General features: G+C 38.9%; 13 protein-coding genes and 1 pseudogene. 3 read left to right on the top strand and 11 right to left on the bottom strand.

What is annotated here, in order from left to right; translation table 11 throughout:
* Nucleotides 1-967 precede the first annotated feature (967 nt).
* From CLV48_RS18050 to CLV48_RS18095, 9 genes are all read right to left on the bottom strand, one after another.
* The gene (locus tag CLV48_RS18050; RefSeq protein WP_106568763.1) at nt 968-1,915 is read right to left on the bottom strand and encodes a 3-keto-disaccharide hydrolase; all 948 of its coding nucleotides are present in this window, start codon (nt 1,913-1,915) and stop codon (nt 968-970) included.
* Between the two features lie 187 nt (nt 1,916-2,102).
* A complete protein-coding gene (locus CLV48_RS18055) occupies nt 2,103-3,119 on the bottom strand; it encodes an alkaline phosphatase D family protein (RefSeq protein WP_106568700.1) in 1,017 nt (338 codons plus the stop codon).
* Nucleotides 3,097-3,828: a Crp/Fnr family transcriptional regulator gene (locus CLV48_RS18060; protein WP_106568701.1), complete on the bottom strand. Its 732-nt coding sequence runs from the start codon at nt 3,826-3,828 to the stop codon at nt 3,097-3,099. Before CLV48_RS18060 ends, CLV48_RS18055 begins: the two co-directional genes overlap by 23 nt.
* A 30-nt stretch (nt 3,829-3,858) precedes the next feature.
* A complete protein-coding gene (locus CLV48_RS18065) occupies nt 3,859-6,957 on the bottom strand; it encodes a TonB-dependent receptor (RefSeq protein WP_245889607.1) in 3,099 nt (1,032 codons plus the stop codon).
* A 543-nt stretch (nt 6,958-7,500) separates the two neighbouring features.
* The gene (locus CLV48_RS18075) at nt 7,501-8,337 is read right to left on the bottom strand and encodes a nitrogen regulation protein NR(II) (RefSeq protein WP_106568703.1); all 837 of its coding nucleotides are present in this window, start codon (nt 8,335-8,337) and stop codon (nt 7,501-7,503) included.
* 391 nt (nt 8,338-8,728) lie between these two features.
* A complete protein-coding gene (locus CLV48_RS18080) occupies nt 8,729-9,067 on the bottom strand; it encodes a hypothetical protein (protein WP_106568704.1) in 339 nt (112 codons plus the stop codon).
* Nucleotides 9,068-9,230: 163 nt separating this feature from the next.
* Nucleotides 9,231-12,578: a hemopexin repeat-containing protein gene (locus CLV48_RS18085; protein ID WP_106568705.1), complete on the bottom strand. Its 3,348-nt coding sequence runs from the start codon at nt 12,576-12,578 to the stop codon at nt 9,231-9,233.
* Nucleotides 12,579-12,626: 48 nt separating this feature from the next.
* Complete coding sequence (locus CLV48_RS18090; protein ID WP_146140120.1) at nt 12,627-14,012, bottom strand: hypothetical protein; 1,386 nt, start codon at nt 14,010-14,012, stop codon at nt 12,627-12,629.
* Between the two features lie 465 nt (nt 14,013-14,477).
* A complete protein-coding gene (locus CLV48_RS18095) occupies nt 14,478-16,436 on the bottom strand; it encodes a PAS domain S-box protein (RefSeq protein WP_106568707.1) in 1,959 nt (652 codons plus the stop codon).
* 417 nt (nt 16,437-16,853) lie between these two features.
* On the opposite strand from CLV48_RS18095, the pseudogene CLV48_RS18100 reads away from it, so the two are divergent.
* Nucleotides 16,854-17,971 (top strand): annotated as a pseudogene (locus tag CLV48_RS18100) (IS3 family transposase).
* Between the two features lie 45 nt (nt 17,972-18,016).
* Here CLV48_RS18100 and CLV48_RS18105 read toward each other — a convergent pair.
* Both CLV48_RS18105 and CLV48_RS18110 read right to left on the bottom strand, forming a co-directional pair.
* On the bottom strand, nt 18,017-21,964 hold the full coding sequence (locus CLV48_RS18105; RefSeq protein ID WP_106568708.1) for an AAA domain-containing protein: 3,948 nt from the start codon (nt 21,962-21,964) through the stop codon (nt 18,017-18,019).
* Between the two features lie 5 nt (nt 21,965-21,969).
* Nucleotides 21,970-22,782 (bottom strand): SDR family oxidoreductase, encoded by an 813-nt coding sequence (locus tag CLV48_RS18110; protein WP_106568765.1) that lies wholly within the window; start codon nt 22,780-22,782, stop codon nt 21,970-21,972.
* A 167-nt stretch (nt 22,783-22,949) separates the two neighbouring features.
* Here CLV48_RS18110 and rlmD point away from each other — a divergent pair, with 167 nt between their 5' ends.
* Both rlmD and CLV48_RS18120 read left to right on the top strand, forming a co-directional pair.
* Nucleotides 22,950-24,356, top strand: coding sequence for a 23S rRNA (uracil(1939)-C(5))-methyltransferase RlmD (gene rlmD / locus CLV48_RS18115; RefSeq protein ID WP_106568709.1), 1,407 nt, complete (start codon nt 22,950-22,952; stop codon nt 24,354-24,356).
* Entirely contained in the window at nt 24,353-24,730 is a 378-nt protein-coding gene (locus tag CLV48_RS18120) for a hypothetical protein (protein WP_106568710.1), read from the top strand. Before rlmD ends, CLV48_RS18120 begins: the two co-directional genes overlap by 4 nt.
* Nucleotides 24,731-24,969: the final 239 nt, after the last annotated feature.

The following is a 24,969-nucleotide window of genomic DNA, read 5'->3' on the forward strand; positions in this document are numbered from 1 at the left end:
CATTCCTCATTCTCCAATATTGATGTCTATCTGTGCCCGTCAGGCCCGGTAGATTTTACTTGAGCTTTTGCTTCAACCGGGATGGACTTCATCCATCCCTTGGTTATTTTGGCCTTTCAGGCCTTCCAACAAACTCTCCTTTAGAAACCATCTTCCCAAACTAACCTCCAAATTAAACTTGACACTTGTCCGTGGCGGAATTATGACAACCTGACAACCACCATTTCATTTTCCACTCTTCATTCATCATTCTCCACTCCATTCTTCATTCCTCATCCTACATTAACCCTCCTCCATTCCTCATTCTCCAATATTGATGTCTATCTGTGCCCGTCAGGCCCGGTAGATTTTACTTGAGCTTTTGCTTCAACCGGGATGGACTGCATCCAACCCTTGGTTATTTTGGCCTTTCAGGCCTTCCAACAAACTCTCCTTTAGAAACCATCTTCCCAAACTAACCTCCAAATTAAACTTGACACTTGTCCGTGGCGGAATTATGACAACCTGACAACCACCATTTCATTCATCACTCTCTATTCTCCACTTATCATTCTTCATTCATAAATCTCCATTCCCCAACCCGTGTTCATCATCATCCATCAGTGGTTCAATTCTATTTGCGAAAATCCATCAGATCCGTGTCATCGGCGTTCCATAAAAATCCCGGATTCTTATCGTCAACGTCGGACGGACAATTCCTTTAACCGATCACTGCGCCGACTCGGGGGACGGGCTGGGAATCAAAAAACCCGAGGTTGAAACCCCGGGCTTCCACTATATCACCTCCCGAATCCCTTTGCTCTCGGGACAGGCACTTCAGGGTGGTTTTTTCACCATTGGTAAAGATTAAAATCTCCCCCAACAATTTGTCTCCCTTTGCAGGCCTTGCGGTCCAAAAATCAAATGCTCCATTCATTCCCAAATCCGCCTTTCGACATCGACCTTTTTTTCATTCTCCGCCCCAAATTCAATAAATAGCCTTCACCAACTCAATCTTCCTAAACTCCACCGGACCATGATCACCCTGAAGCATAATAGGACCTGGCAAACCTTCTTTACTGTCCAATGCGCCTCCTGTTATCCCTGGAATGATCTGATCACAAATTACTGTTTTACCATTGGCAATGACTGTCAGCCTTCTGCCGACCAACCTGATTTTAAATGTCTGCCATTCACCGGCCTTGCCGGCAGCCATTTCGTTGGGAGTCAAGAATCCATAAACCCCTCCAAAGAGGACATTCGATGGCTCTTTTCCAAAATCGTCCTGAATCTGCACCTCATACCTTCCCCTCAAAAATATTCCGGAATTGCTACCTTCCGGATATCTGAATTCAACCTCTAATTCAAAATCTTCAAATTTTTCCAATGAAATCAGATTGGCTCCTGATCTGGTACTGGTCAAAATGCCATTTTTTACCTCCCACTGATTTATTGATTTATCCGCATACCAACCTGTAAGATCCTTTCCATTGAAAAGGGCAATTTTTTCACCCCACTTTGGCTGATTTTCCCTTACCAGGCTTGGTGCTTTTTCACCTACAAAATTATATCGCTTTCCGTTGGGATATTGAATCGTTCCGGTCAGTTTACCATTTGAAAGGGAGCCTTCAAACACCAGGTCATTATCAGCAACCTGCCACTGAGGAGGAATGCTGAAATTTACTTTGCCATTATCAAAATTCACCTTTGAAACAGGTCTTGCGCTGCCATCATCCCCTACAAAATATCCCACCAAAACTTTAATCCCGGAGAGTTTTACCTCCAACCAAGAAGGTGCCTCCTTTCCATCCATATCCAAAGTTATGTTCCATCGGCCGATCAGGTCTTTTGATTCTGCCTGGGCCATAACTTGGCCTGTATGCAAAACACTTAAAACAATGACTGCAATAAAGCTGTATATTTTCTTGAGGTTCATGATGATAAGTTTTTTAATTGAACCCATGAATTTAAGGAAAAAAGCAAACTAAATATAAAATCACTGAGGTTTAGCTCCTAACTAAACACCACTAACATGAAATTGGAGAGGTATTACCCTCTCCTTTTTATTCAATGATCTATTTGAAATTAGGATCCTTGTCTTTTTAAAAAAAACTGATCAATTCCTACTTTTTCAATTCGATTTTCTGTTCCAAATATACCTGACCCTCCTTACCCTTTACCTGTATCAATAATTTATTGTTCTCCCAATCAAATATGGCTAATCCATAATGGAGCGATGCTATCAAATTACCGACTCTGTAAGGATTGTACTCTTCTTTGTAATTTTTCCAGACATGGGTCAATCCACTTGATGTTACTTCATAAATACCCTCTGGAAAATTATCATCTTGCAATCTGGAGATTTCTGCAATATGTCTGTCGCCGCTTATGAGAACCGGGTTTTTCACCTTGCTATTGGTGATGAGGTCAAAAAGCCTTTTTCTTTCATGCGGAAAGTTTTCCCATTTCTCAAAAGGATGCTCAGTAGGTATGAACTGTATGCCACCGGCTATTAGATTAACTTTTGCAGTACTATTGAACAATTCTTGTTCCAACCATCTCCATTGTTCTTCCCCAAGTAAAGTACCCTCATTATTAGGTTGGTAAACTTTATCAACCACCAGTAGGGTATCCCTATTGTATCTTGTGTCCAAAAGGATTACCTTAACCATTTGATTTCCTTCACCAAATTCATAGGAAGAATATACCCCACTTTGGTTTCTTCTTGGACTATTCTTTGGCTCATCCAAGAAGTCTAGCATCAATTGCATGGATTCTTTCTTTTTGGTATAGAACCTTCCTCCATCATTGATTCCATAATCATGGTCGTCCCATACTCCTATAACAGTACTTCCTGATTTCAATTGTTGATATTCGGGAATAGAATTTTGGGCATCATATTTAGATTTTAACAGGGACATATCATGAGTGTCTCCATAAATATTATCCCCTAACCATATAAATACCTCTGGATTATCATTGAGGATAGGTGCCCAAAGCAGCTGAGGCAGATCATGCTTATTGCAGGAACCGAAAGCGATTTTCTGGACCGAAGACTCTTGGGCAATGGAAGAAAATTGGAAACAAATAAAAAAAAAGGCATAGGCTGCCCAAGACTTAGTAATTATTTTGTGTGACATTTTTGTTAATATTTTTTATGATTCTTGATTTCATAGAAGTTAATTGATGATGTTTATTTCCTTCAGAATTCTCAATACTTTTAATCAACTTTGACACTGTCTGTCTACTAATTCCTGTCATTTGGGCAATGTCCACAATGCTGAGAAGGTCGGGTACAAAAACTGCTTTACCCTTTGGATCCTTTATGATCCCTTCAAACTCACTGTAAATCGCACGGATCCTTTCAAATGGAGACAAGGAGCAGATTTTAAACAACCTGGTTTCCATTCTGCACCACCTTTGAATGGTGGTAAGATTAAACCAATCGGAAATAACCGGGTCGTGGACGATCATTTTTTTATAAAATGACAAATCGATACAGATGACCGTACAATCTGTTAGGGCTTTGGCAAATTCAAAAAACTGTCCATTCAGATATCTGAGATTCCCAAAAACCTCCTGTTTAAATAGCAGGTCATAACAAACCTCCTGACCATCTTCAGAATAGCTGCCGATTTTGATTACCCCTGACCGCACTTGAAACATTTCTGCTGGTTTATTAGGGGGGACATAAATATAAGTGCCCTTTTTGTAATGCCTGGATTTGATCAATCTGTCATAATCAGCAGGAGAAAGGGTCTGTTGAAAATATGCCAAAATATCCATGACTTTTTTTAATAAAAATGGGGAAGTATTCGAACAAATCCCAGATACTTCTCCATTCTTCATCAAAGCTTAATCTTGGCTTAACTTAAGTAATTAGAAAGAATACCTTAATCCGAGTTGTACCCTCCAAGGGGTGCCATTGACGGGAAGTACGCCCACACTTTGCTCTACATTGTAAAGGTACCGTTGATTGTTTTGATCAAAACCTCTGATACTTTGCAAATTTCTGGAACTGCTCAAATCATTGTTTACTCCCCATTCCTTGTTGAGCATATTCATGAAATTGAAAATATCTGCCGAGAGTTCAAGACGTTGGTTATTAACGATATGAATGTTTTTCAGCAATCGCAAATCCAGATTATAAAACATGGGATTTTCTCCACCATTTCTTTCCGCTATTCTTCCAAAGCTTTCCCTCAAATATCTTTTGGCACTTTCGGCCGTATTGGGATCATTTAAAATAGCATTGTATCCATCCCTGATTGCTTCTGGTGTGTTAGGGTCGTTGGGATCAAAAACAAACGCCAATGCATTGTTCAAAGGAAAGTCACCCTGTAAGGACCCATTGGAGACCAAAAATGAATACCTAGACCCGCCAATTCCAATCAATGTTGCTCCGAGAACAAAACCTTTCCAAGTGGGAGAAGCACCATTCAATACAATTTTGTCTCTGAATTGATTGTCTGAATAGGCCCAGTTTAACTTCCTCGAATCATCTACCACAGGTAGGAAAGTTGAAGTATTGGCTACACAACAATTGTAGGAACTATTGTCAAAAGCTTGGTTGTAAGTATAAGATGCAGTAAAGTAGCCATCCTTACCAATTCTCACACTACCATCCAAAATCAGAGCATATTGATATCCCTCTGCTGTAGAATTTAACTCCAAAACCCTACCTACATTTGGTGATTTTCTTGAATTTAGCCAGTTGGTCTGACCATTTGATCCAATCGTATTGGCAGGAACAAAAACCCCTCTGTTGGCTTCATTGGATAACCTAAAATAAGGTTCATCAACTAAATTCCTTTCTAAATAAACATAATTGTTGAAAGTGTAAGAGTAAAGAATATTAGCTCCTAACCTCAAGCGACTATTGAATAACTTATTGTAATTCAAGTTGGCCTTAACAGTATTTGGAACCCTGAAATCATCGGCTACACTGTTGATGGTTGAGATAAAGCTGGCACCTTCTGGAATTCCAGGTGCTTCTACGCCATTTCTGTAACCTATAAAATCAGCTTGGGGAACTAAAGCTCCTTGAACATCAATGGCTGCCAACATGGCACCTGAATTTTGGATATTATTGACTTGGGCATAATAATGCGGTTGGGCGGCAAATAGTCCAAGTCCAAACTTGAGAACATCCGTATTTTTCCCTTTTATGTCCCATGTCATTTGTCCTCTAGGCTGGATATTCCTGAAATCTGCTGGTTTATTATTGGTTCTAATGCCCAATCCATTGAAGACATTTTCATTGAATGCAGCTTCATTCATAAACATGGTGGCATCATACCTAAGGCCAAATACCATATTGATTTCCTTATGCGGGTTAAACTCCATTTGGCCAAATAGTGACAGATCTACCACAGTTTGTCTTACAATGGGAAGGCCTTGAAGTGGAACCTCTCTGGCATACCTGAAGGGATTATTATTTTCAAAATCCTGCAAAGTGTTATAAAAAAACCTTCCGTTCTGCTCATTTGATAGCAATGTCTCCAAATAGGTAACCATATTGTCCGTACCAAAAGTAAAGTTGAATTTACCTCTTTGCATATAAGTAGTATTTACTATGTGCACTTGTTTCTCCAGGTTGGTCTCAGGTAAAAAACGCTGTCCCCCTATCTGGATATTGGTGGTCTGGATAGCATTTGGATTGTTGGCTGTTGGGAAAGGCGATACAACCCTCACAATGGCACGTGGTATGTTGCTAACCGGCAATTGCCTGTTAACAGAAAAAGCTCTCTCAGCATGCTGAAACTGTACTTTCAGCTCATTGGTAGTATTAGCATTGGCAATGGATCTCAGCGAAAACAATAAGCTGTTTTCTTTGGAAGAAAAATCTCCCCAGACTTCCGCAAGATTGATCGCAGTATTATCATTAACAGAAAATGGATTTGACCAATCTGTATAATTATTCCGGATCGTCAGTTTATTCTTTTTGTTGATCTGCCAATCCAATCTGGCAAAAAAGGTGTTAGCCACGGTTTTCCTTTCAAATTCACCTACCTGCTGCTCTGGTCCCACTCCATATAGCCGTCTGGCCACATCAATAAATTTATCCAAAGTGTCTTTCCGGATCCTTAGCCTTCTTTCATCATCCTCGTTTCTAATATCGGCTATAAAAACAGGTTCCCCGGCATCTTGTCTGTCAAAAACAGTAAAAAAATGCAACTTGTCTTTAATAATCGGCCCTCCTAAACTAAAGCCCCACTGGTAATTATAAAAACTCACTTCCCTTTTATTTCCCCTGATATCATAAGGACTTGCCAGATTATCATTTCTGTGGTAAGCGAAAGCTGAACCTTCCACAATATTGGTACCGGCTTTGGTTACTGCATTCAATGCCCCACCGGCCTGTCTTCCTTGGGTAACATCATAAGAATTGGTCGCAACTTCAAATTCCCTGATCGCTTCAATAGAAACTGTATAAGGGCCACGCCCAATCTCCCCTGCTGTAAGCTGATTTCTTGCATTTACCCCATCCAATGTAACATTGGTAGAAGTCCTTCTTTGCCCCCCCAAATTGAGTCCCCCTCCACCTTGAAGTGGGGACAATGCCGTCAAATTTGTAAAATTACGGCCCTCTGTAGGTAGGTTTTTTATCTGTTTGGAATCAATGGCCGTCACGGCACCCAGTTTTTCTACCTGGTTTTTAAAACTGTCCCCGGAAACTACCACCTCTTCCAAATCAGAATTTCCATAATCCATGGATACTTCTATATTGACCCTATCGCCCTGATTAAGCTGGTAGCCGGTCAATCTTTGGGGATTGAACCCTATAAAGCTGATTGAAACCGAATAAGGTCTTCCCAGCGGCAGCTGCTGCAGGTGAAACCTTCCATCAATACCGGTAACCGTGCCCGCTTCAAATCCCGTGGATTCATTCCTCACCACAACTGTAGCGCCTACTAGTGGCTGCTTGGAATCATCCAATACCAATCCTGCTATCGTAGCATTGGTAGCCTGGGCCATAGTTTCTTGGTTTGTAAAACAGAAAAGCATCAATGTACATAGACAGAGAAACTTTACTTTAATTTTTTTCAAGATAAACATAAGATTAATGGTTTTAATACCACAAATCTCATCAGGCTTTGAAAGTAAATATGTTAAATTTTAACATGTTAAGCATTGGTAAATAATACTTCACAAACAGGTAATAAAGACAATTTTCATTCATTCAAAAATTAAAAAACATCGCGATCAATTGGAAAATGGCACCTTCCTGATTTTAACCATCTTCAAAACCTATTCTGCTGCATAAGCCTTAATACCGGTAATTTGATTGTGAAATCAAAAAGGATCAACAAAATTGTACCAAGAAAAAGGCTGCCCCTGTCAAAGGAACAGCCTCCTATTTATAGAGAAGATAATGGAATAAATTCAGACAACAGCTTCTACAAAGCAAAGCCAGTTGGAATCAGTTGGCTTGTGGGATTCAGAATAGAAGCATTTACAATTTTTAACCCAAAACCTGAGTTGAAAATTATAGATGAAAAAATTCCAGCCCGACTTCTTTTACTGAACATACTGATTATAAATCTTTAGGTCTTTTATCCTCATGTCAGTCCATATCAATCTATTGATTAAGATCGAAGTCAAAATATTGACATCAAAACTGTCTTCATAACTGTAAGTTCTGCCTGGCTCAAAAATGAAGTAAAGACTGGTATTCCTGAATTTCTTTTTGATCATGTATTTATTGACAAATTCCGGGTCCAAATGAGGCATATTCCTCAAAACTTTACTGATCAGGGTAGGATTATTGGATTCCGGCCTGCTGGAAAAATGCTTATTGACAAGCTGACTGTACACTTCCCTATCCAAACCAGAACCTTCTGCATTAAACCTCGTGCTGCCGGGTATGATCTCGGTTTCATAATGCAGGTAGCCCTTTTCAAAATCTAAGTTCTGAAGCAGAAAATTCAGAGACCGCTTCATATAGTTTTGGTTGGTATCCAGATTATTGGCACCTTCCATATACTCAATTAGGTTTTGAAGGATGGTCGTCTTTTTGACTAAGTCTTTTCTTACCTTTTTGAACTCTGAAACTTCATAGAACTCCACGACTACCTTGTGGGGATTGGAAAAGTGGCTGACAGAAATTTCAAAATCCAACAGGTTATCCTCTTTTACCAACTGAACATCAAATTCCTTTTTCTTTTGGATATTATCCGTTTCCACATAGCTCAAAAAAATCTCAGGGTTCTCAATGGAGAACAAATCATAAAATTTGACTTTAGGTTTGACCAAACGGAATACTTTTTCCTGGAAAGCAGGATTTGCATACCTGATCAATGCTTTTCCATCAAGGATCACGATTGGAGTGCTCAGATGATCAAAGAATTTTTTCATAAAATTTAAATTATAGTTGGTCTATTTGTTTTATTGCTTTTTTTCAATTAAATGGTAGTTTAAGTCAATTATACGACAAAACCACCTAAAAAGTTACCTAATAAATTATTTTATTTAGATTATCAATCCTTATTAAACCATGACAAAAATCATACCAAAGGAGGCTGGTTATTCTTGTAAATCCTTGATTATTCTAAACATCATCTATTTCCTAAAACCCAGAAAATCAAATGTATTCCAGTTTTTAAAGGCTGAAATCGACAATTAGGAAATCATTTTTGATTATTAGAAGTAAAAAAATCCAAAAACTGGTTTCCAGGACTAGAAAAATCCCATTTGAGCTAGTGTTTTAAAAAGAAAAAAATTTAATGAAATTTCCCAATATAGGGCCTTAAAAATCTGCCTCCTCGGGTTCTTCATCATCACTTTTTATATAAGCTGCATCAATAAAAATAAATTTCAAGATCTCATCTCTCAGTTCTTCAGCCTCACTTGGAACATGAACCATATAGTAGGATTCAAAGTCTTGCCCTTCGGCATATTGCATTTCAATGTCTTTGAATAACTTTTCAATCCTCCCCCCGTATTTCTGAAGCAATTCCCTAAATACCAGGAATTCCTTCCCAATAAATGTTCCTTTGCTTAATTCATCTTCAAGAAAAGCAACCGGAAATTCTTTTTTAAAAAGAACTACTATCCTCGATGGATTGACATTTTCTTTTTCCTCCATGGCATTATATTCAATTGGTTTGGACTTTATAAGTTCCCAAATGGAAATCTTTCTTAGAATTACTTTCCATCATTACTATTATGTACTCTATTTTGAAAGGCATGGTTATTCAATTTAATCAGGTACAGGCGAGGGGCCTGTACCTGATTGAAAAAGTATTTGCTTATGATATGATACCATAAGGATATCCTGATTCAACAGTCCAGTTGGATGTATTGATTTTTACATATTGACTGCCTTTGAAAAAATAAACTGCACTACTTTTTCCATTCCACAACGAGGCATTTATACCTGCCTTGAAATTACTGGGCAATCCCTTCCAATTGTTGCTGATCACTTTAGGGTAACCTGCTTCAACCTGCCAGGCATTTGCTGGATTCACCCTGATGTATTGGTTTCCTTTGAAGAAATAAATCCGCTTATTGGTACCACTCCACAGGGCTGCATCTACACCTGAAGCAAAAGATGTTGGAAAGCCCGGCCAATTTCCAGAAATGGGTTTGGGATAGCCCGCCTCTACCTGCCACCCTGCGGCTGGATTGACCCGGATAAACTGATTTCCTTTGAAAAAGTAAATCCTTTTATTGGTATCACTCCACAATGCGGCATCTATCCCTGTTGCAAAGGCCGATGGAAATCCGGGCCAATTACCGGCAATAGGTTTTGGATATCCGGCATCCATTTCCCAGTTATTGAAAGGATCAATTCTGATAAATTGGGATCCTTTGAATAAGTAAACCTTTTTATTGGTATCACTCCACAATCCTGCATCTAAATTGGAACCAAAAGAAGCCGGAATTCCAGGCCAGTTCGAATCAATCTGCAGGTTGGCCATCGCTGCTTTCAGGTCTGGCCTTCTCCCAATTCTTTGGCTGGCTATCAGCTTGGGATAACCTGCTTCTACAGCCCAGCCATTGAGGGGATCTACCCGCGTATAGTTTTCACCTTTGAAGAAATATATCTTCTTATTGGTCCCACTCCAAAGCGCTGCGTCAATATTGGAAGTAAAGCCTGCGGGAGTATTTGGCCAGGAGGAAGCGATGGTTTTAGGATAACCGGACTCAACTTTCCAGCCATCAGATGGATTGACCCGGATAAACTTATCCCCTTTGAAGAAATAAATCCTATTGGTCGTATCACTCCAGAGCGCTGCATCAACTCCGTTAGCAAAGTCTGACGGAAATCCCGTCCAGCTGCCGGCAATAGATTTCGGGTAACCTGAATCCACTTTCCAGCTGTTATTTGGGTCTATCCTGAGAAACTGGTTTCCTTTAAAGATATACACCTTATTATTGGGTTTACTCCAAAGTGCAGCATCAATGCCGCTCTCAAAACTGGCTGGCCAGCCAGGCCAATTGCCCTTGATGGGTTTTGGATAAGTGGGATCTATGTTCCAATTGTTTTTAGGATCCACCCGGACGTATTGATTGCCCTTGAAAAAATATATCCTGTCACTTTTTCCATTCCAGAGTGCAGCATTGATACCACTTCCAAAATCGGCATCCAGCCCACGCCAATTGGAAATAGCATCCACTTCATTCTGACCACTGTACCGCAATTGTCTCGTTCCCGTATTGCGAAGGACATTTCTCGCAGTCACTGCAGTAAGTTTGGGCTTGCCCCTGGCAATCATTCGGCTTTGAAGGTTAATTAAAGCCCCGGTCACCACTGGAGATGCACTGGAAGTTCCATTAAATCCACCGGTGTACCAAAGGTCCTTAGATTTAACAATATACACCCTGTCATTGATCCTGTCATAAAAGGCAGCATCCACTCCTTTTTGGAAAGTTGCAGGAAATCCTTGCCAATTACCGGCTATGGCCTTGGGATAGCCTGCATCCACTTTCCAGCCATTGTTTGGATCCACCCTGAGGTACTGACTGCCCTTGAAGAAGTAAATCTTAGAAGTTTTAAAACTATACAAGGCGGCATCAACCCCTTTAGCAAAGGAAGCGGGAAAGCCCGGCCAGTTACCTGCTATTTTTTTGGGATAACCGCCATCTACCTTCCAAGAATTATTTGGGTCAACACGGATAAAACTGTCACCTTTGAAGAAGTATATCTTTTGGTTGGTATGGCTCCAAAGTGCTGCATCTACCCCATTTTTGAAATTTGCAGGAAAACCAGGCCAATTTCCGTCAATATCCTTGGGATATCCCGGGTCAGCACTGTACCCGTTTTTTGGATCAAGCCTCAAGTACCTATGTCCTAGGAAAACATAAACTTTTTCATTGGTATTGCTCCACAACATAGCGTCTGCACCATGTGCCATACTCCGTGTTGCCCCTGGAGGCGGAAAACTCATCGGAAGGTTGACTTTAAGTTCTGAAAGGTTTTTGGGATATCCTGCCTCAACTTTCCATGAATCATTAGGATTTACTTTGACCATCATATCTCCCTGAAGTCCGGCATACCCACAGGTGGCCACATTGTGTCCCCAACCTTGGGCATCTACCCTTCTGCCCCAGTTTGAGAAGCCAAGAATCTTCCTGTCCAAAGTATTACCTGCGGACCCCCCGGCTCCTACAATGATGGCACCTGACTGGGGATTGGATGGATTAAACGGATTTTTCCATGATGAAGGAAAGCCAGATGGACGTTTGTTGTAAATTTCCTTATCAAAATCCTCTTTTCCATTACCGGCAGCTTCCACTACCAATATTCCCTTGGCTACAGCATATTTTATGGCCGCAAAATCATCAGGCCACCACTCTATAGCAATATAACCCCTCTGCCCATCAACGGTCTTAAAATCGTATGCCGGACCAGCCCTATGGACTTCCAATAAAATTACATCCCCAGCACTCAGTTTATTCGCCGCCTCAATAATTGCCTTGGAAGTCCCAAGACCATTATGTGAAATGGCCATCAATTTGGTTTTGGGGGAAATTCCGGTCATACCGAATTCATTCTGTCCGGCTCCCAATACCCCCAAAACAGCTGTGCCATGATCCATAGATGTCCGGGTATTATTGCCTGCAATAATACTGCTGATGTTATGGCGCAGATCTTCATGGGTAAGGTTGAAGCCCTGTTCAACATCTACCACCTTTACATGCTGTCCATTGCCCCCCACAAGCTTCCAGGAAAATTTTGCATCAATTCCTCCCGGTGCTACATCCAAATAACCCTGATTTCCTTCAAAATTAGTTGTCTTCCAGGAAGCATTGGGATCTTCTGCCGGTGGTTTGATATAGGCGGCTTCTACCAAAGGATCCTTTAGAATCTCCTCTCTCAACACATCCAGATCGCCTTCTCCATAAAGTGAGAAATAGGAATCCGAATGAATACCTTCTTTTTTCAATTGCTTCAGAATCCCCGGAGCAAGTACTTCAAAATTAGTCTTAGCTGAAAATACCTGCTCAATTCTCGAAGATGCTTTTTTTACATTGGCATTGAGTTGCTTTACAGATAATCCCTTTCCGGAAGAAAATAACCTTGCAGTTGCTTTCATTTGTGCGTCTTCTTTGAAGATCACCACCAATTCACTTAGGTTTTCATTCTTTTGCATAATGTTTAAGTTTAAAAGTTAATAATGGATTCGTTAATCTAATCGGTACTATTTGTTTAATTCATTTAGGAAATTCAGTTGTGAAGTGGACCGGCTGTCATCATTGATAAATACCACCCTGGACAAGCCGTTTGGATGGATACCCTGCGGGAGACACATTACTTTATCGCGCTCCCAAATTTCCAGGACCAAACGATACAGTTCACCGCTATTGACCTTTTCAAAAGGGATAGTTACCTCGGTATTGATATCGATCTGATGGATGCAGAAACCTTTTCCATATTTATACCTAAAAAAATCGCCCATCTTGAGAATATGGGAAATAGGTGAAGATGCGATTAGGCGGGGATTGACCTCTATTATTTTTTCCTGGATAAAATCGAAACAGACCAGCCCCCCTAATTTTAAGTCCTTGATGGATGAAATTTTCCGGTAAGTATTATAAACAAAATCCTGATGGGCAAAAGTAATCTCAGGTGTCCATCGACTGCCTGAACAGCGCCCCTTTTGGGTGACTGTTTGTTCATGGATTTCCAGCATTTCAAAATTCCCGTTTCCAAAAAAGCATGCCGAACAACCATAGACTTTACCGGGTAAAAATTCCTGCACCTGAAACTTCATTGGCAATTGTCCTGATTGCTCCAAAGCTTTGATATGTCCGGCAATTTCCCTTTTACCTGCCCCAATAAAATTGGTCGGATAAAAACCTATGCCTGCTGCACCTCCCGAAGGTTTAAACACATAATACCCTAGATCAGGCAATGCTCCTAATTGTTCATCCAAATTTTGCCTTGCATCAAATAGGTGGGTACTTGCAAAATAATCATGTTGCCCTTTCAGTAACCGGACACTCTCATTCTTTTGCATAAGCAGGGAGGTTAAGTTTGCCACTTCCTGATGGCCATCCTCCAAATAATGATAGATGCCGATTTTTTGCATCAGCTCCTTATTGTATGTAAATGCCAGGTAAGCAAAGTGGTCGGACTCCAATAACCACTTGACCGCATCGTCCATAGTCCCCTTGATAAAAAAGAAATTGTCAGGAAAAAACAATGGCGCTGGAGGATCAAGAGCCGAAACCAAGATGATGGGACTTTCTTTATTTGCAAGCTTGGACCCGGTAAAAAATTCCCATATCCTGGAGTTTTCTTCCAGACACTTCCTTACCTCTCCGATTACTTCATTAGTAACAATGGGCAGGCTTAAGACGAATGCATCTTTTTCCCTAGTATAGAGATGTCCCTGAAATCCACTGTCTATCGATGAAACTGTTTTTGACCAGAAACCCGGAATCAGTGTATCATCAACAAAAACATTTGAAGTAGAAAGTGAAATAATTCTATCGGCCGTTGCATCCCCGATAAGGACCCCGAGATGGGAAACTTCACTGTCAAAAGAAAGTTGCAATGGATTAACGGAAAATCGGCAGTCCATCGGCATTTATTAAAGCAATAAAAAGTGGCGGAATTACAAAACTCTTCCTTTTACAAACCCGCTGTTAAACTATGGAATTGGATAGTTTAAATTGGCACCTTCGGTAAAGGCTGACTCCCTTTTGGAGAACATTCCACTTCACCTTTGTACTTTTTTATTAAAATAGTTGTCGAAATTACGAATGTCTGCCATTAGAAACAATACCCTAAACAGGGTATTTTTCATTTCATCACACTTCTATAGCTTTTCATTAATGTTTCAAAACAGATTATCACAAATCCTACTGGCCAATTGCCTTGCTCAGATTAAGCTTTAGGAATGTGGGACTATTGCTCTAACAGCAAAATTTATCATGAAAAAATAAGCGCTCTTTTCCCGATTAACGCCTTTGGAATAGAAATATTTGTATAATTCTAAAGCAATATGCAGGCTTGGTGGCCTTTTTACTCAATTGCTTGATACCCATCAATAATAATTGATACTTTCGGTTTTTTCAGTGATTTCCCTTATGACATCATCCAGTTCCTTTGCTGAACTGATGATATATTCCATTAATTCTGCAAGGGATTCAAGGCTTTGATCCGGGTTTTCAGCCATTTCATCTTTCAACAAATAGATCAAGCCCAACAGTCTGGCTAAAGGAGCCCTTACTATATGGGACTGAAGCCATGCAATTTCTCTCAATTTAGCGTTTTGGATTTCAATGGCTCCTACATATTTATTTCTAAGGGTCACATCAACTGCCAAAACCAATACCACTATTTTTCCCTTATAATTGATTTTATTTGAACTGATCTCTACGTCAATAGATTGCCCGTTTTTCTTGATATGCCGGTAAACTCCTGAAAACACCAATCCATTGATTTCCTTTCTTTGGCTCACCTTTTCTTCAAGGGCAGCGATATCTTCTTCTCCCCTAATATCTTTGATCGTCATACTTAAAAATTCTTCTTTGGAAAACCCATAATTGTTGACGGCGGCATCATTTACATCCAAAAAACGTAATGTTTCCAAATCAAAGACCCACATGGGCAAGGGACTTAATTCAAAAAGTTCCCTGTACCTTTTTTCGGATTCCTCCAGGCGGTAGATGGCCTCTTGCAGTTCTTTAGCCCTTTGGTCCAGTCTTTCGGAAAAATTGATCAATTGGATTTCCCGCTCCTTCAATAGTGAAATATCCTGGATTGCCCCATAAAATTTCACTGGCATTCCACTTTTGTTTCTCAAAAGAATCCCTTTATCCACTACGTATGCATAATCCCCATTCTCCTTCAGGAACCGGAATTCCTGCTCCCAGAACAGCTCTTTTCCTTCAAGAAATTTCTGGAAGTTAGATTTTGTCCGCTGCAGGTCCTCAGGATGAATGAGTTCTTCAAAAAGTTCCTGCTTCATATTGAAAAAGGAATAAGAATAACCAAAGAGTTTAACGAAATTTGGTGACCTGTATATCCTGTCTTTTACAAAGTCCCATTCCCAAATAGCATCAGAGGTCGCTTTGCTGGCCATTTTGAACCTTTTAATGGTCTTCCGAAGCTCCTTTGATTTCTTGGCCACCTCTTTATTGAGAATGGAGGGCAATTTGGCTAAAAACAGGATGGCCATACCACAGATCAGGGAAAAAAAAGTTCTAAATATCAACTGGGGCAAAACCTTTTTGAAAGCATCGGATTTTTTCAATTGAATACTAAGTATCCAATTTCCCTCATTGATTTTATTAACAATACGGAAACCATTATATCCATTTTCTTCAGGCAGAAAAAACTCCTCTATTCCTGTACCCGGGTTTATTTTTGAAAATTGGACATAATATTTGTTTTCCTCTTCTGGATTGTAATCCAGTAATGCTAAAAAGGTTTCCAGGCGGACAATTACAACTGAAAATGCAAAAAAATCGCCCTCCCTGTAAATTGGCAGGCGGCCTACTATCCCCATTCCTTCCTGCTTAAGTTCAAAAGGACCTGCAAAAAACAGCTCCCCTTTTTCAATTGCCAGCTTTGCTTCAATGCTTTTATGGGTCAAAGTATCATTCAAAATATCCAAACCCAAAGAGGCTTCATTTCCCTCCAAAGGATATACATATTTGATTATTCCCCCTTGATTCCATTGGACAGCATCTATCAAAGGGAATTTATCCAGAATCTCTTCCCCTAAAACAGCAAACTCCTTATCAAAATCCACTCTCCCATGGAGGAAAGTCAGAATAGAAGCAGCTGAAAATGAATCTTTTAAAACAGTATTGATTTTTTCAATTATCAGCGAAGAATAAGATAAAACCTCTTCTTTTTCCTGGTTCAAATGGATTTGATAATCCTTGAGGGTAATCAGCTGACTCAGGACAAAAGCTATTAAAAAGCCAAGCAAACCACTTGCAATTGGTTTTTTATAAAAAAAGTTGAAATAATTGTAAGACTTGACTTTTTCCATCAATCAGTAATTTTGGATTTACAACCGGAATAACCAGGCAATTTCAAAAACCTCCTTATCGATTTAAACTCATGTTTAAACCTATTTATCAATCCCTTTTGGATTACTGTACTAAATGCTTCAAATGTTATTTTTTTTTGATCTTTTTAGACACTTATACTTTTTAGAAATAGGACTTTAGACAAAACAAACTTTAAATAGCTTTATAATACAAAGATCAACAGTATTTTATGATTTACCAATACTTAAATATGTTATTGAATATCAGATTTTTGCTTCACGTTTAATTTGCAGAGATGTTGAAAAAATCCAGAAAAACGGGATTAAGAATGGAGAAGGCGGGCAGACATTTAAACTGTAAGCTCCCCAAAAAATCGGACAGTTTAAAAATAGAAAGAATTCTTGAGTTTAAACTATATGAAAAAGACTAGGTTTACCGAGAGCCAAACCATCAAAGCACTAAAAGTGAATGAATCTCGCAGGGATGTGATCTAAATCTGCCGGGATATGGGGATTCACAGGGCTACATTTTATGCATGGAAATAGAAGTTTGGCGGCATGGAAGTCCAACGGCTCAAAGTAGTTGTGGAGGAGAACAGGAAGCTGAAGAAGATGTATGTAGAACTCACCCTGGACAATAAAATCCTCAGGGATGTAATTTCAAAAAAGTTTTAAGCCCTGCTGAGCGCCAACAAAGAGTGGATTACATCTTGGAAACATATCCTGTGAGTATCAGCAGGGCGTGCAGGTTGATGGGACATTCCAGATCCAACTATTATTATGTCAGCAAACGTGACGATTCGCAAGTAATAGATACAGTAAGGAGCTGGGCTGACTGCTTCAGCCATTACGGGTTTTGGCTGCTCTTCAAAAGGATGCGTAAAAAGGCCATAATATGGAACCACAAGCGGGTTTACAGGATATATAAGCTTCTCAACCTGAATATGAAAAGAAGGGGGAAGAGAAGGATTCCGGTAAGGGAAAAAGAACCGTTGGACCAGCCGTTGTTTCCCAGCTCAACATGGTCCATGGACTTCATGTCGGATAGTCTTGTAAGCGGACAGCGTTTCAGGACGCTGAATATTCTCGATGATTATAACAGGGAGGTACTGAACATAGAGATTGCAACAAGCCTCCTTTAAGAAAGGGGAATACTAGTTCTGGAGGAATTAAAGGAAACCAGAGGTCTACCCGAAAAGATCAGGGTGGATAACGGGTCGGAGTTTATTTCGGATAAGTTAAGAAGCTGGTCAGAAAAAAACTGTGTGACTTTCCAGTTCATCCAACCGGGAAAACCGACCCAAAAGGCATATGTGGAAAGATTTAACAGAACATACCGCAAAGAAGTGCTTGACAAATACCTGTTCTTCAGCTTTTAAGAGGTAAGAGAGATAACTTTGGATTGGATAGATGATTACAATAATCATTGGCACCATGAAAACCTAGCTGATTGCTCTACAATAGAATTTGGTCAAATAAGAAGGACCTCAACAGCGGAAAACTTCAGAGGAGTTATCCACAATACCCCCCCCTAATAATAGTAATAAAGCAAAATTTCCTATTTAAACCTGTCCTAAAAATTAATCCAAAATCTCATCAAAATCCTTACCTAACCAATATTGCCGGGAAAAAAATAAGGAGAACGGCCAGTTTTTTTCCTGCAATTGTATAGGATGATAGGCAAAAGCTTCCTTTGCTCCATAAGAGCTGTGCAATCTATCATCATCGGTTAATATAGCTTTGGCATATTGACCTGATTCTAATAGGGCCAAATCCATCCACTTAGAATCTTTGAAGGGTTTCAATTCAAAATTGCTTGAGTCCTCCAGTAGCTTTAGTTTCAATAGCCATCTTGAGTTATAAGTTTTTTGTTCAATTTCATTTCCATATACTTTTCCTTGTACTATATTTTCGACAAATTCAATATAATTCTTAAGCATTTCAACACCGGGATTTTTCAACTGGTCTTGTTTGAAATCCCTCGAGGAAAGACTTGTTATCAATGTGATGCTTTTCCTAGCTCTTGTGATTGCTACATTTAATCTGTTAATCCCTCCTGACTTTGATAACAACCCAAAATTTGCAATCAATCTTCCTGATTTATTCTTAGCATAACCAATTGAAAAAACAACCCTGTCGAATTCATCCCCCTGGACATTTTCAATGTTCTTAATTTTCACATTTCGAAGATTGATCTCGGTGTCTTCCAAGACCATTTCCTGAATCAATTCCATTTGGAAAAAATTGAAAGTTATAATTCCAATATTGTCCCTGGGAAATTTTTTCTGGAGAAACCTTATTTCTTTGATTACTTCCTCTGCTTCATTCACATTTGTTTGAAATTCCCAAATTCCATCTACTTTTATCATCCTAAATGCGTCTTGAGGATGATTCATGAGGTTCCTATCAGGAAGCATACTTAATTTTCCTTCATAGAAATTCATATTTGAAAATTGGATGAGATTGGCCTGAGAACTTCTGTAATGACCCTGTAACCAATATCTTTCAAAATATTTGGAACAAAGTTCCAATAACGAAACAGTATCATACTCCAATCCTTCACCTTCCCCATCCATACGGATAGTATATAGGTCAAAAGGCTGCAACTGCTTTGAATCCCCCGCAATAACTACTTGCTTTCCCCTAAGCATGGCAGGAAATCCCTTTTCAACAAAACACTGAGAAGACTCATCAAAAATTACCAGATCAAAAGATTGTTTCAATGGAAAGAGAGCAGAAACTGTCTCAGGGGATGCAAGCCAACAGGGCATCAGTTTAAAAACTTCCTCCTCATATGCCTCTAATACTTTCTTAACAGTCCAAATTTTCTTTTTCTTATTTACCTGATGGCTCAATTCCCTATAAGTAAGAAGGTTTCCCAAGCGGTTGTATTCAAGGGAATTAAATGTTCTTTCTCTGACCCGGAGCGCAGAAATGAATTTTGAAAGCTTCCATTTTTCAATCACATCCGCTACCAATTCTTCCTGGATATGTTGGGCTTTGGGAGTACTGATTTCTTTTAATACAGGATATTTAAGTTCAATATGCTCAATCCACGCTAATCTTAGGCCTGATAAAAACTTTTCCTTTACTATTTCAAAATCCTGATCCGGGTAATTGTCCCAGATTTTCTCTATCAATTCTTTTTCATCAGCCTGGATTTGATCCCTTAAGGCATCAAATGCTACTAAGTCATCAAAAATCAGCTTAAGTTCTTCTTTAAGAGATGCTATTTCCTTCCCTGAATTCTGCAAAAACAAATGTTGGACTTGTACTTTTGAAAACAAAAGATGCCAATATGGTAGCCTTTTTTCCAGTTCACCAAGATCACTTAGAAATGTACCCAACCGCATCAAAAACTCTTCCCCCTCAGAAATCTGGTCAAGCAGGAATTTACCGTCCTCGCCTAAGTTTTGGATAATCTCCATCGCATCAATAGCTTTAAAAAGAGATATTGCAAAATGGTTGAATTGAACAAAGTCAAATGGTTTTCCGGGAAGGTCCAGCCAGGTTTTTTGGGAAAGTAGCGTGTACTGATGATTTACGTTTAATCTATTTTCCAGCTTTTTTACTATCGTTTCATTTCCAAAATCATCTTGTGTTAGGCTATTTTTATCTAAAAGATGAAAAAGGGGCATGAATTTTTTCTTTTTCCATGGCCAAAGAAATACATTGACTAACTCCCTCCTTCTTTCCTGATATTCAAGAGACAGTTTTAAATATGACTCCACCTCATCGTCATTAGAGGTCCATTCCACACCATACTCGGAAAGCATCAATTTAATAGCTGAAATCTTTTTGTCCAGCCAAGGCAGATCAATCTCCGAAAAATCCACCTTCAATATTTTCGAAAAAGCATTCAATGTGTCCTTCTGGCTCAGGAGCAGAAAGCATTCTTTTAAACTTTCGTGTCTTTCATAAAGTGTGAACAGATAAGAAATATCAAATCTGCTGCATTGATGGTAATTATTTATGATTTTTGATTTAAAGGCCTCAATTTCATCAAAGGTCTCTTGAAATCTTAATAAAGTCTGTGGCGAAAAAAGGCTAAAGCTATCCCTGTGAAGCCAAAACGAATCATTCCTTTGATATTTCTTGTAATAAATCCCGTAAATTTTCAGGTTTCTTAAAAATGAATCCACCTTGTTAAAGGTAAGTTTTTTGTAAAATTGCCTAAGATCAAAATGCTCCTCTGAAAATTTTGATTCCAGATACAAGGACTTTATTGGTAAATCACATTCTTCGGTATTGAAAAGGGCTTTTTTATAATTGTCAAAAAACTCGGCGTTATTCTCTATGCGTTTCGACAATTGAAAGAACTGCCTTTCTAGCTGAATAGAATCGATTGATCTATTCATTTCTTCGTACTTGTCAATTGCTTCAATCTGGGACTGAATTTTTTGGAACAATTCCTTTCGATCTGCCCTAAAATCATGCACTAGCGCTAAAAAATCGCCAAACCCTAACTCCGAAAGCCTTTGAAATACTACATCAAGTGCAACTCTTTTCTGCGAAACCACCAAGACTTTCTTGCCCCGAGAGATATAATCAAGAGCTAGATTGCTGATCAATTGCGATTTTCCTGTACCGGGTGGTCCTTCCACCACAACTGATTTTCCGGATCTCACTGCTTTGAGCACTCGCTCCTGATAAGCATCCAAAGGGAAACAGCTGTATAATTGATCTTCCCTTACAGAGATCGGAAAACCTTCTTGGGGAGCAAAATGATGGTAAAATATATCCTCCAAAGAATCAAAATCGTTATCTTTTAGAAGTGACTCATAGTCCTGAATCAAGAAGCTGGTCTTTTGGGAAAATAGCCCCAAAATGGAATAAGGCATTAATTTCAATTTGCCCAATTCCAACCTTTCATCATCAAGACTTTTTGAAGAATTCGGGAAATTTTTTAGACGGTTTTCGTAAAGTTCTGAGGTGAAATTTATTACTAATTCTTTTTTCAAAAACCTGTAAAGTTCATTTAAAAACCCTACCTGGTCATTTGGAAATACTTCTAAGGGGTTTTCCTCTTCAAAGTTTAAGGGTTCTGTACCATAGGCATGGGAATAGGCCAAAAAGAAATTCTTATTAAAAAATGGAGGGTATGTTTTTGATTGTTTTAAAACCCAGGTTTCCGATTGCCTTACCAATTCTATCGGAAAAAAAATCAATGGGCATCTTACTACCTGATCATTGATCAGTTTTCCTTCCACAAAGGGCCATCCTACAAACAAACTTTTTTCCCCGGTTTCGGACTCTGCTGTTTCAGCCAATGAAAGAATTCTTGCAAGTCTTTTTGAAATTACATTTACTTTTTCATCCCTCGCATCTGCCAAAGGTATCAGAGGTATAGATCTGTTCTTCTCTAATAGTTGCTCAATATAAAAGTAGGAAGGTTGGTGGTTCAAAAAATTGAAATCATTCAAGTCTACCATTTGAGAAATTATAAGATTGGATAGGTACAATGACCTATTCCTACTGGATAAATCCACCAATCTATTGAGGTAAACCTGAAAGATATCTTTGAGCATGAACTTTATTTAAATGGAGAATCTTTTTCTTTGGCCATGTGATTGTAAACAATTCCATCCATGATGCCTGGAATCCATTTATTCAAGAATACTGCCAATTTGCCCTGACCTGTGAGTACAAGATCTCTTTTTCTCTTTAATATAGCTTTCAATATTTCCTTGGCTACCTCCTCAGAACTCATCATCTTGGCTTCTTCCCTAGGAGATTCTCCCTGAGGTGTTCCATCGGCTGTAAGGGCATTGTTCCTGATATTGGATGCTGTAAAACCAGGGCTTGCAACCAATACATGTACCCCCCTTTTCATAACTTCTGTCCGGAGAGATTCAAAAAATCCGTTCATGGCATATTTACTTGCTGTATATGCTGTTCTTGCAGGAGTTCCTCTGTAACCATTGATTGAAGATACTCCAACAATTGAACCTTTATTTTTAAGAATTTCCGGAAGACAATATTTGGTGGCGTAAACTGTTCCCCAAAAATTGGTGTCCATAACTTTATGAAAAACCTCTAAATCCAAATTTTCAAATAAGGCCCGCATACTGATTCCAGCATTATTGATAAGTACATCAATCCTTCCGAAATGTTTTACGGTCTCTTCAGCCAACTTTTTATTATCTGCTTCAGAAGCCGCATCTGCAAGAATCCCCAAAACAGAAACCCCTTCATTTTCAAGTCGTTTGACTGAATTTTCCAATTTCTCAGAATTCCTTCCGGTTATGGTAATTTTTGCCCCTTCCATTCCGAAAGCAAAGGCACAAGCTTCACCAATCCCAGAAGTGGCACCTGTTATGATAACAACTTTATCCTTAAATCTCATCATTTTACATATTGAATTGTTAAAGATAAAAAGATGCTCGGGATGAATATAAATTCAATTCAATTTTTAGTACTAAATTTCCTTTGATCCAAAGCTAAAACGAAAAAGGAATTCATGTTTTATGAAGGCACAAGGCTTAGAGAATTTTTTTACTTAATTTTGCGGCCATGTCCAGAAAGATGAAAAATAAGGTTATCAATAACCTCCAGATAGAAAGGATTGCAGCAGAAGGAAAATGCGTGGCACATTATGAGGGTAAGGTTGTTTTTGTCAATAATGTTGCACCAGGGGATGTGGTGGATGTAAGGGTTACCAGAGGCAAAAATTCGTTCATGGAGGGAGAAGCCATTGTTTTTCATGAATTATCAAAGGAACGCGTTGATCCATTTTGCTCACACTTTGGCACTTGTGGTGGTTGTAAGTGGCAACACATCAATTATGAGCTCCAGAAATCCTACAAAAGACAACAAGTAATCGATCAATTCACCAGGATAGCTAAAGTAGATACCCCTGAAGTATTGCCGATAATAGGATCAAATAAAACCCAGTATTACAGAAATAAGCTGGACTTTACCTTTTCCAATAATCGCTGGCTGACCAGGGAAGAGATCAATTCAGGTGAAACTTTTGAAAAAAATGCTTTGGGATTTCACATTCCCAAGATGTTTGATAAAATTATTGACATCGAACACTGCTATCTGCAGGGAGGATTATCTAATGAAATTAGAAACAAACTCAGGGATTTCGCACTAAAAGAAAGTTTGAGTTTCTATGATATCAGGAACCAGAATGGATTGCTTAGAAACCTCATTATCCGGACAACTAGTATTGGCGAAACAATGGTTATTGTGCAGTTTGGCGAGGATAATCCCAATCAAATTGAGCTTGTAATGCAATTTTTAAAACACAATTTCCCCTCAATAACTTCTCTATTGTATATCATTAACCTTAAGAAAAATGAGACTTACCATGATCTTGAAGTAAATACCTATCAGGGTAAGGATTACATTGAGGAAGAAATGGAGGACTTAAAATTCAGAATCGGACCAAAATCCTTTTACCAGACCAATTCCGAACAGGCTTATGAACTTTATAAGGTCGCGAGGGAATTCGCAGAATTAACAGGGGAAGAAATAGTTTATGATTTGTACACCGGTACAGGAACCATAGCTAATTTTGTAGCCAAAAGAGCAAAATCGGTAATTGGGATAGAATATGTTGAAGCAGCGATTGAAGATGCCAAATTAAATTCAAAGGTCAACGGATTGGATAACACCTCATTTTTTGCAGGGGATATGAAAGACATTTTAAATGATGAGTTCTTGAATAACCACCCCAAACCAGATGTAATCATTACGGATCCCCCAAGGGCCGGCATGCATGAGGATGTGGTGAATATGCTTCTAAGGTTGGAAGCTCCAAAAATTGTTTATGTGAGTTGTAATCCTGCAACGCAGGCTAGAGACCTTGCTTTATTGGCAGAAAAATATAAAATCGATATAATTCAGCCTGTTGATATGTTCCCTCAGACTTACCATGTAGAGAATGTTGTAAGATTAACTTTAAAATCATGATTTCAGATTTCAATGATCCGGAATTGTCCGGCAAATATCTCGGAACCATCACCAAGGATTTTGTAAATGTATCAGATATCCTCAAAGAAGCATCTTATCAAGTCAGAAGTAGGAAGTTTTCGGATTATCCCATTTTCCCCATTTCCAAAGAAGAACAGCCAATTGGGCAGTTATTTTTAGGAAAGGTAGAAAAAAAGTTGGACTGGAATTACTACATCACCTATCTGGATGAGTTCATTCAACGAAAATTGATTGCGGAAGAACTTGTTGAAGACTTTAAAAAAGCCTACAAAAATCCGGATGAATTTTGCTGTCTGTTTGTAATGGACAAAGAATTCACAAGCTTTGTGTATATCCCTTATCCTGAGGATTGATGGTCTGTTCCTGTTCAAAATAAGAAATCCGGAAAGTTTACTATTTGCGTAAACTTTCCCCATCTAAGATCACTTTTATTTTTTTTGTCGATAAACCTATTCCCTGTATTTTATTCAAGTAAGTTATTGAAATAGTAATGTTTCTTTCATACTGCCAAAATGATTGATCGAAAGGATTGTCCGGTCAGCCCCAATCCCGGTTATCCCTTGTATAATATGGATTTAATGTTTGATTAAAC

Origin of the sequence: Cecembia rubra, assembly GCF_003014575.1 — a bacterium.
Lineage (GTDB): Bacteria > Bacteroidota > Bacteroidia > Cytophagales > Cyclobacteriaceae > Cecembia_A > Cecembia_A rubra.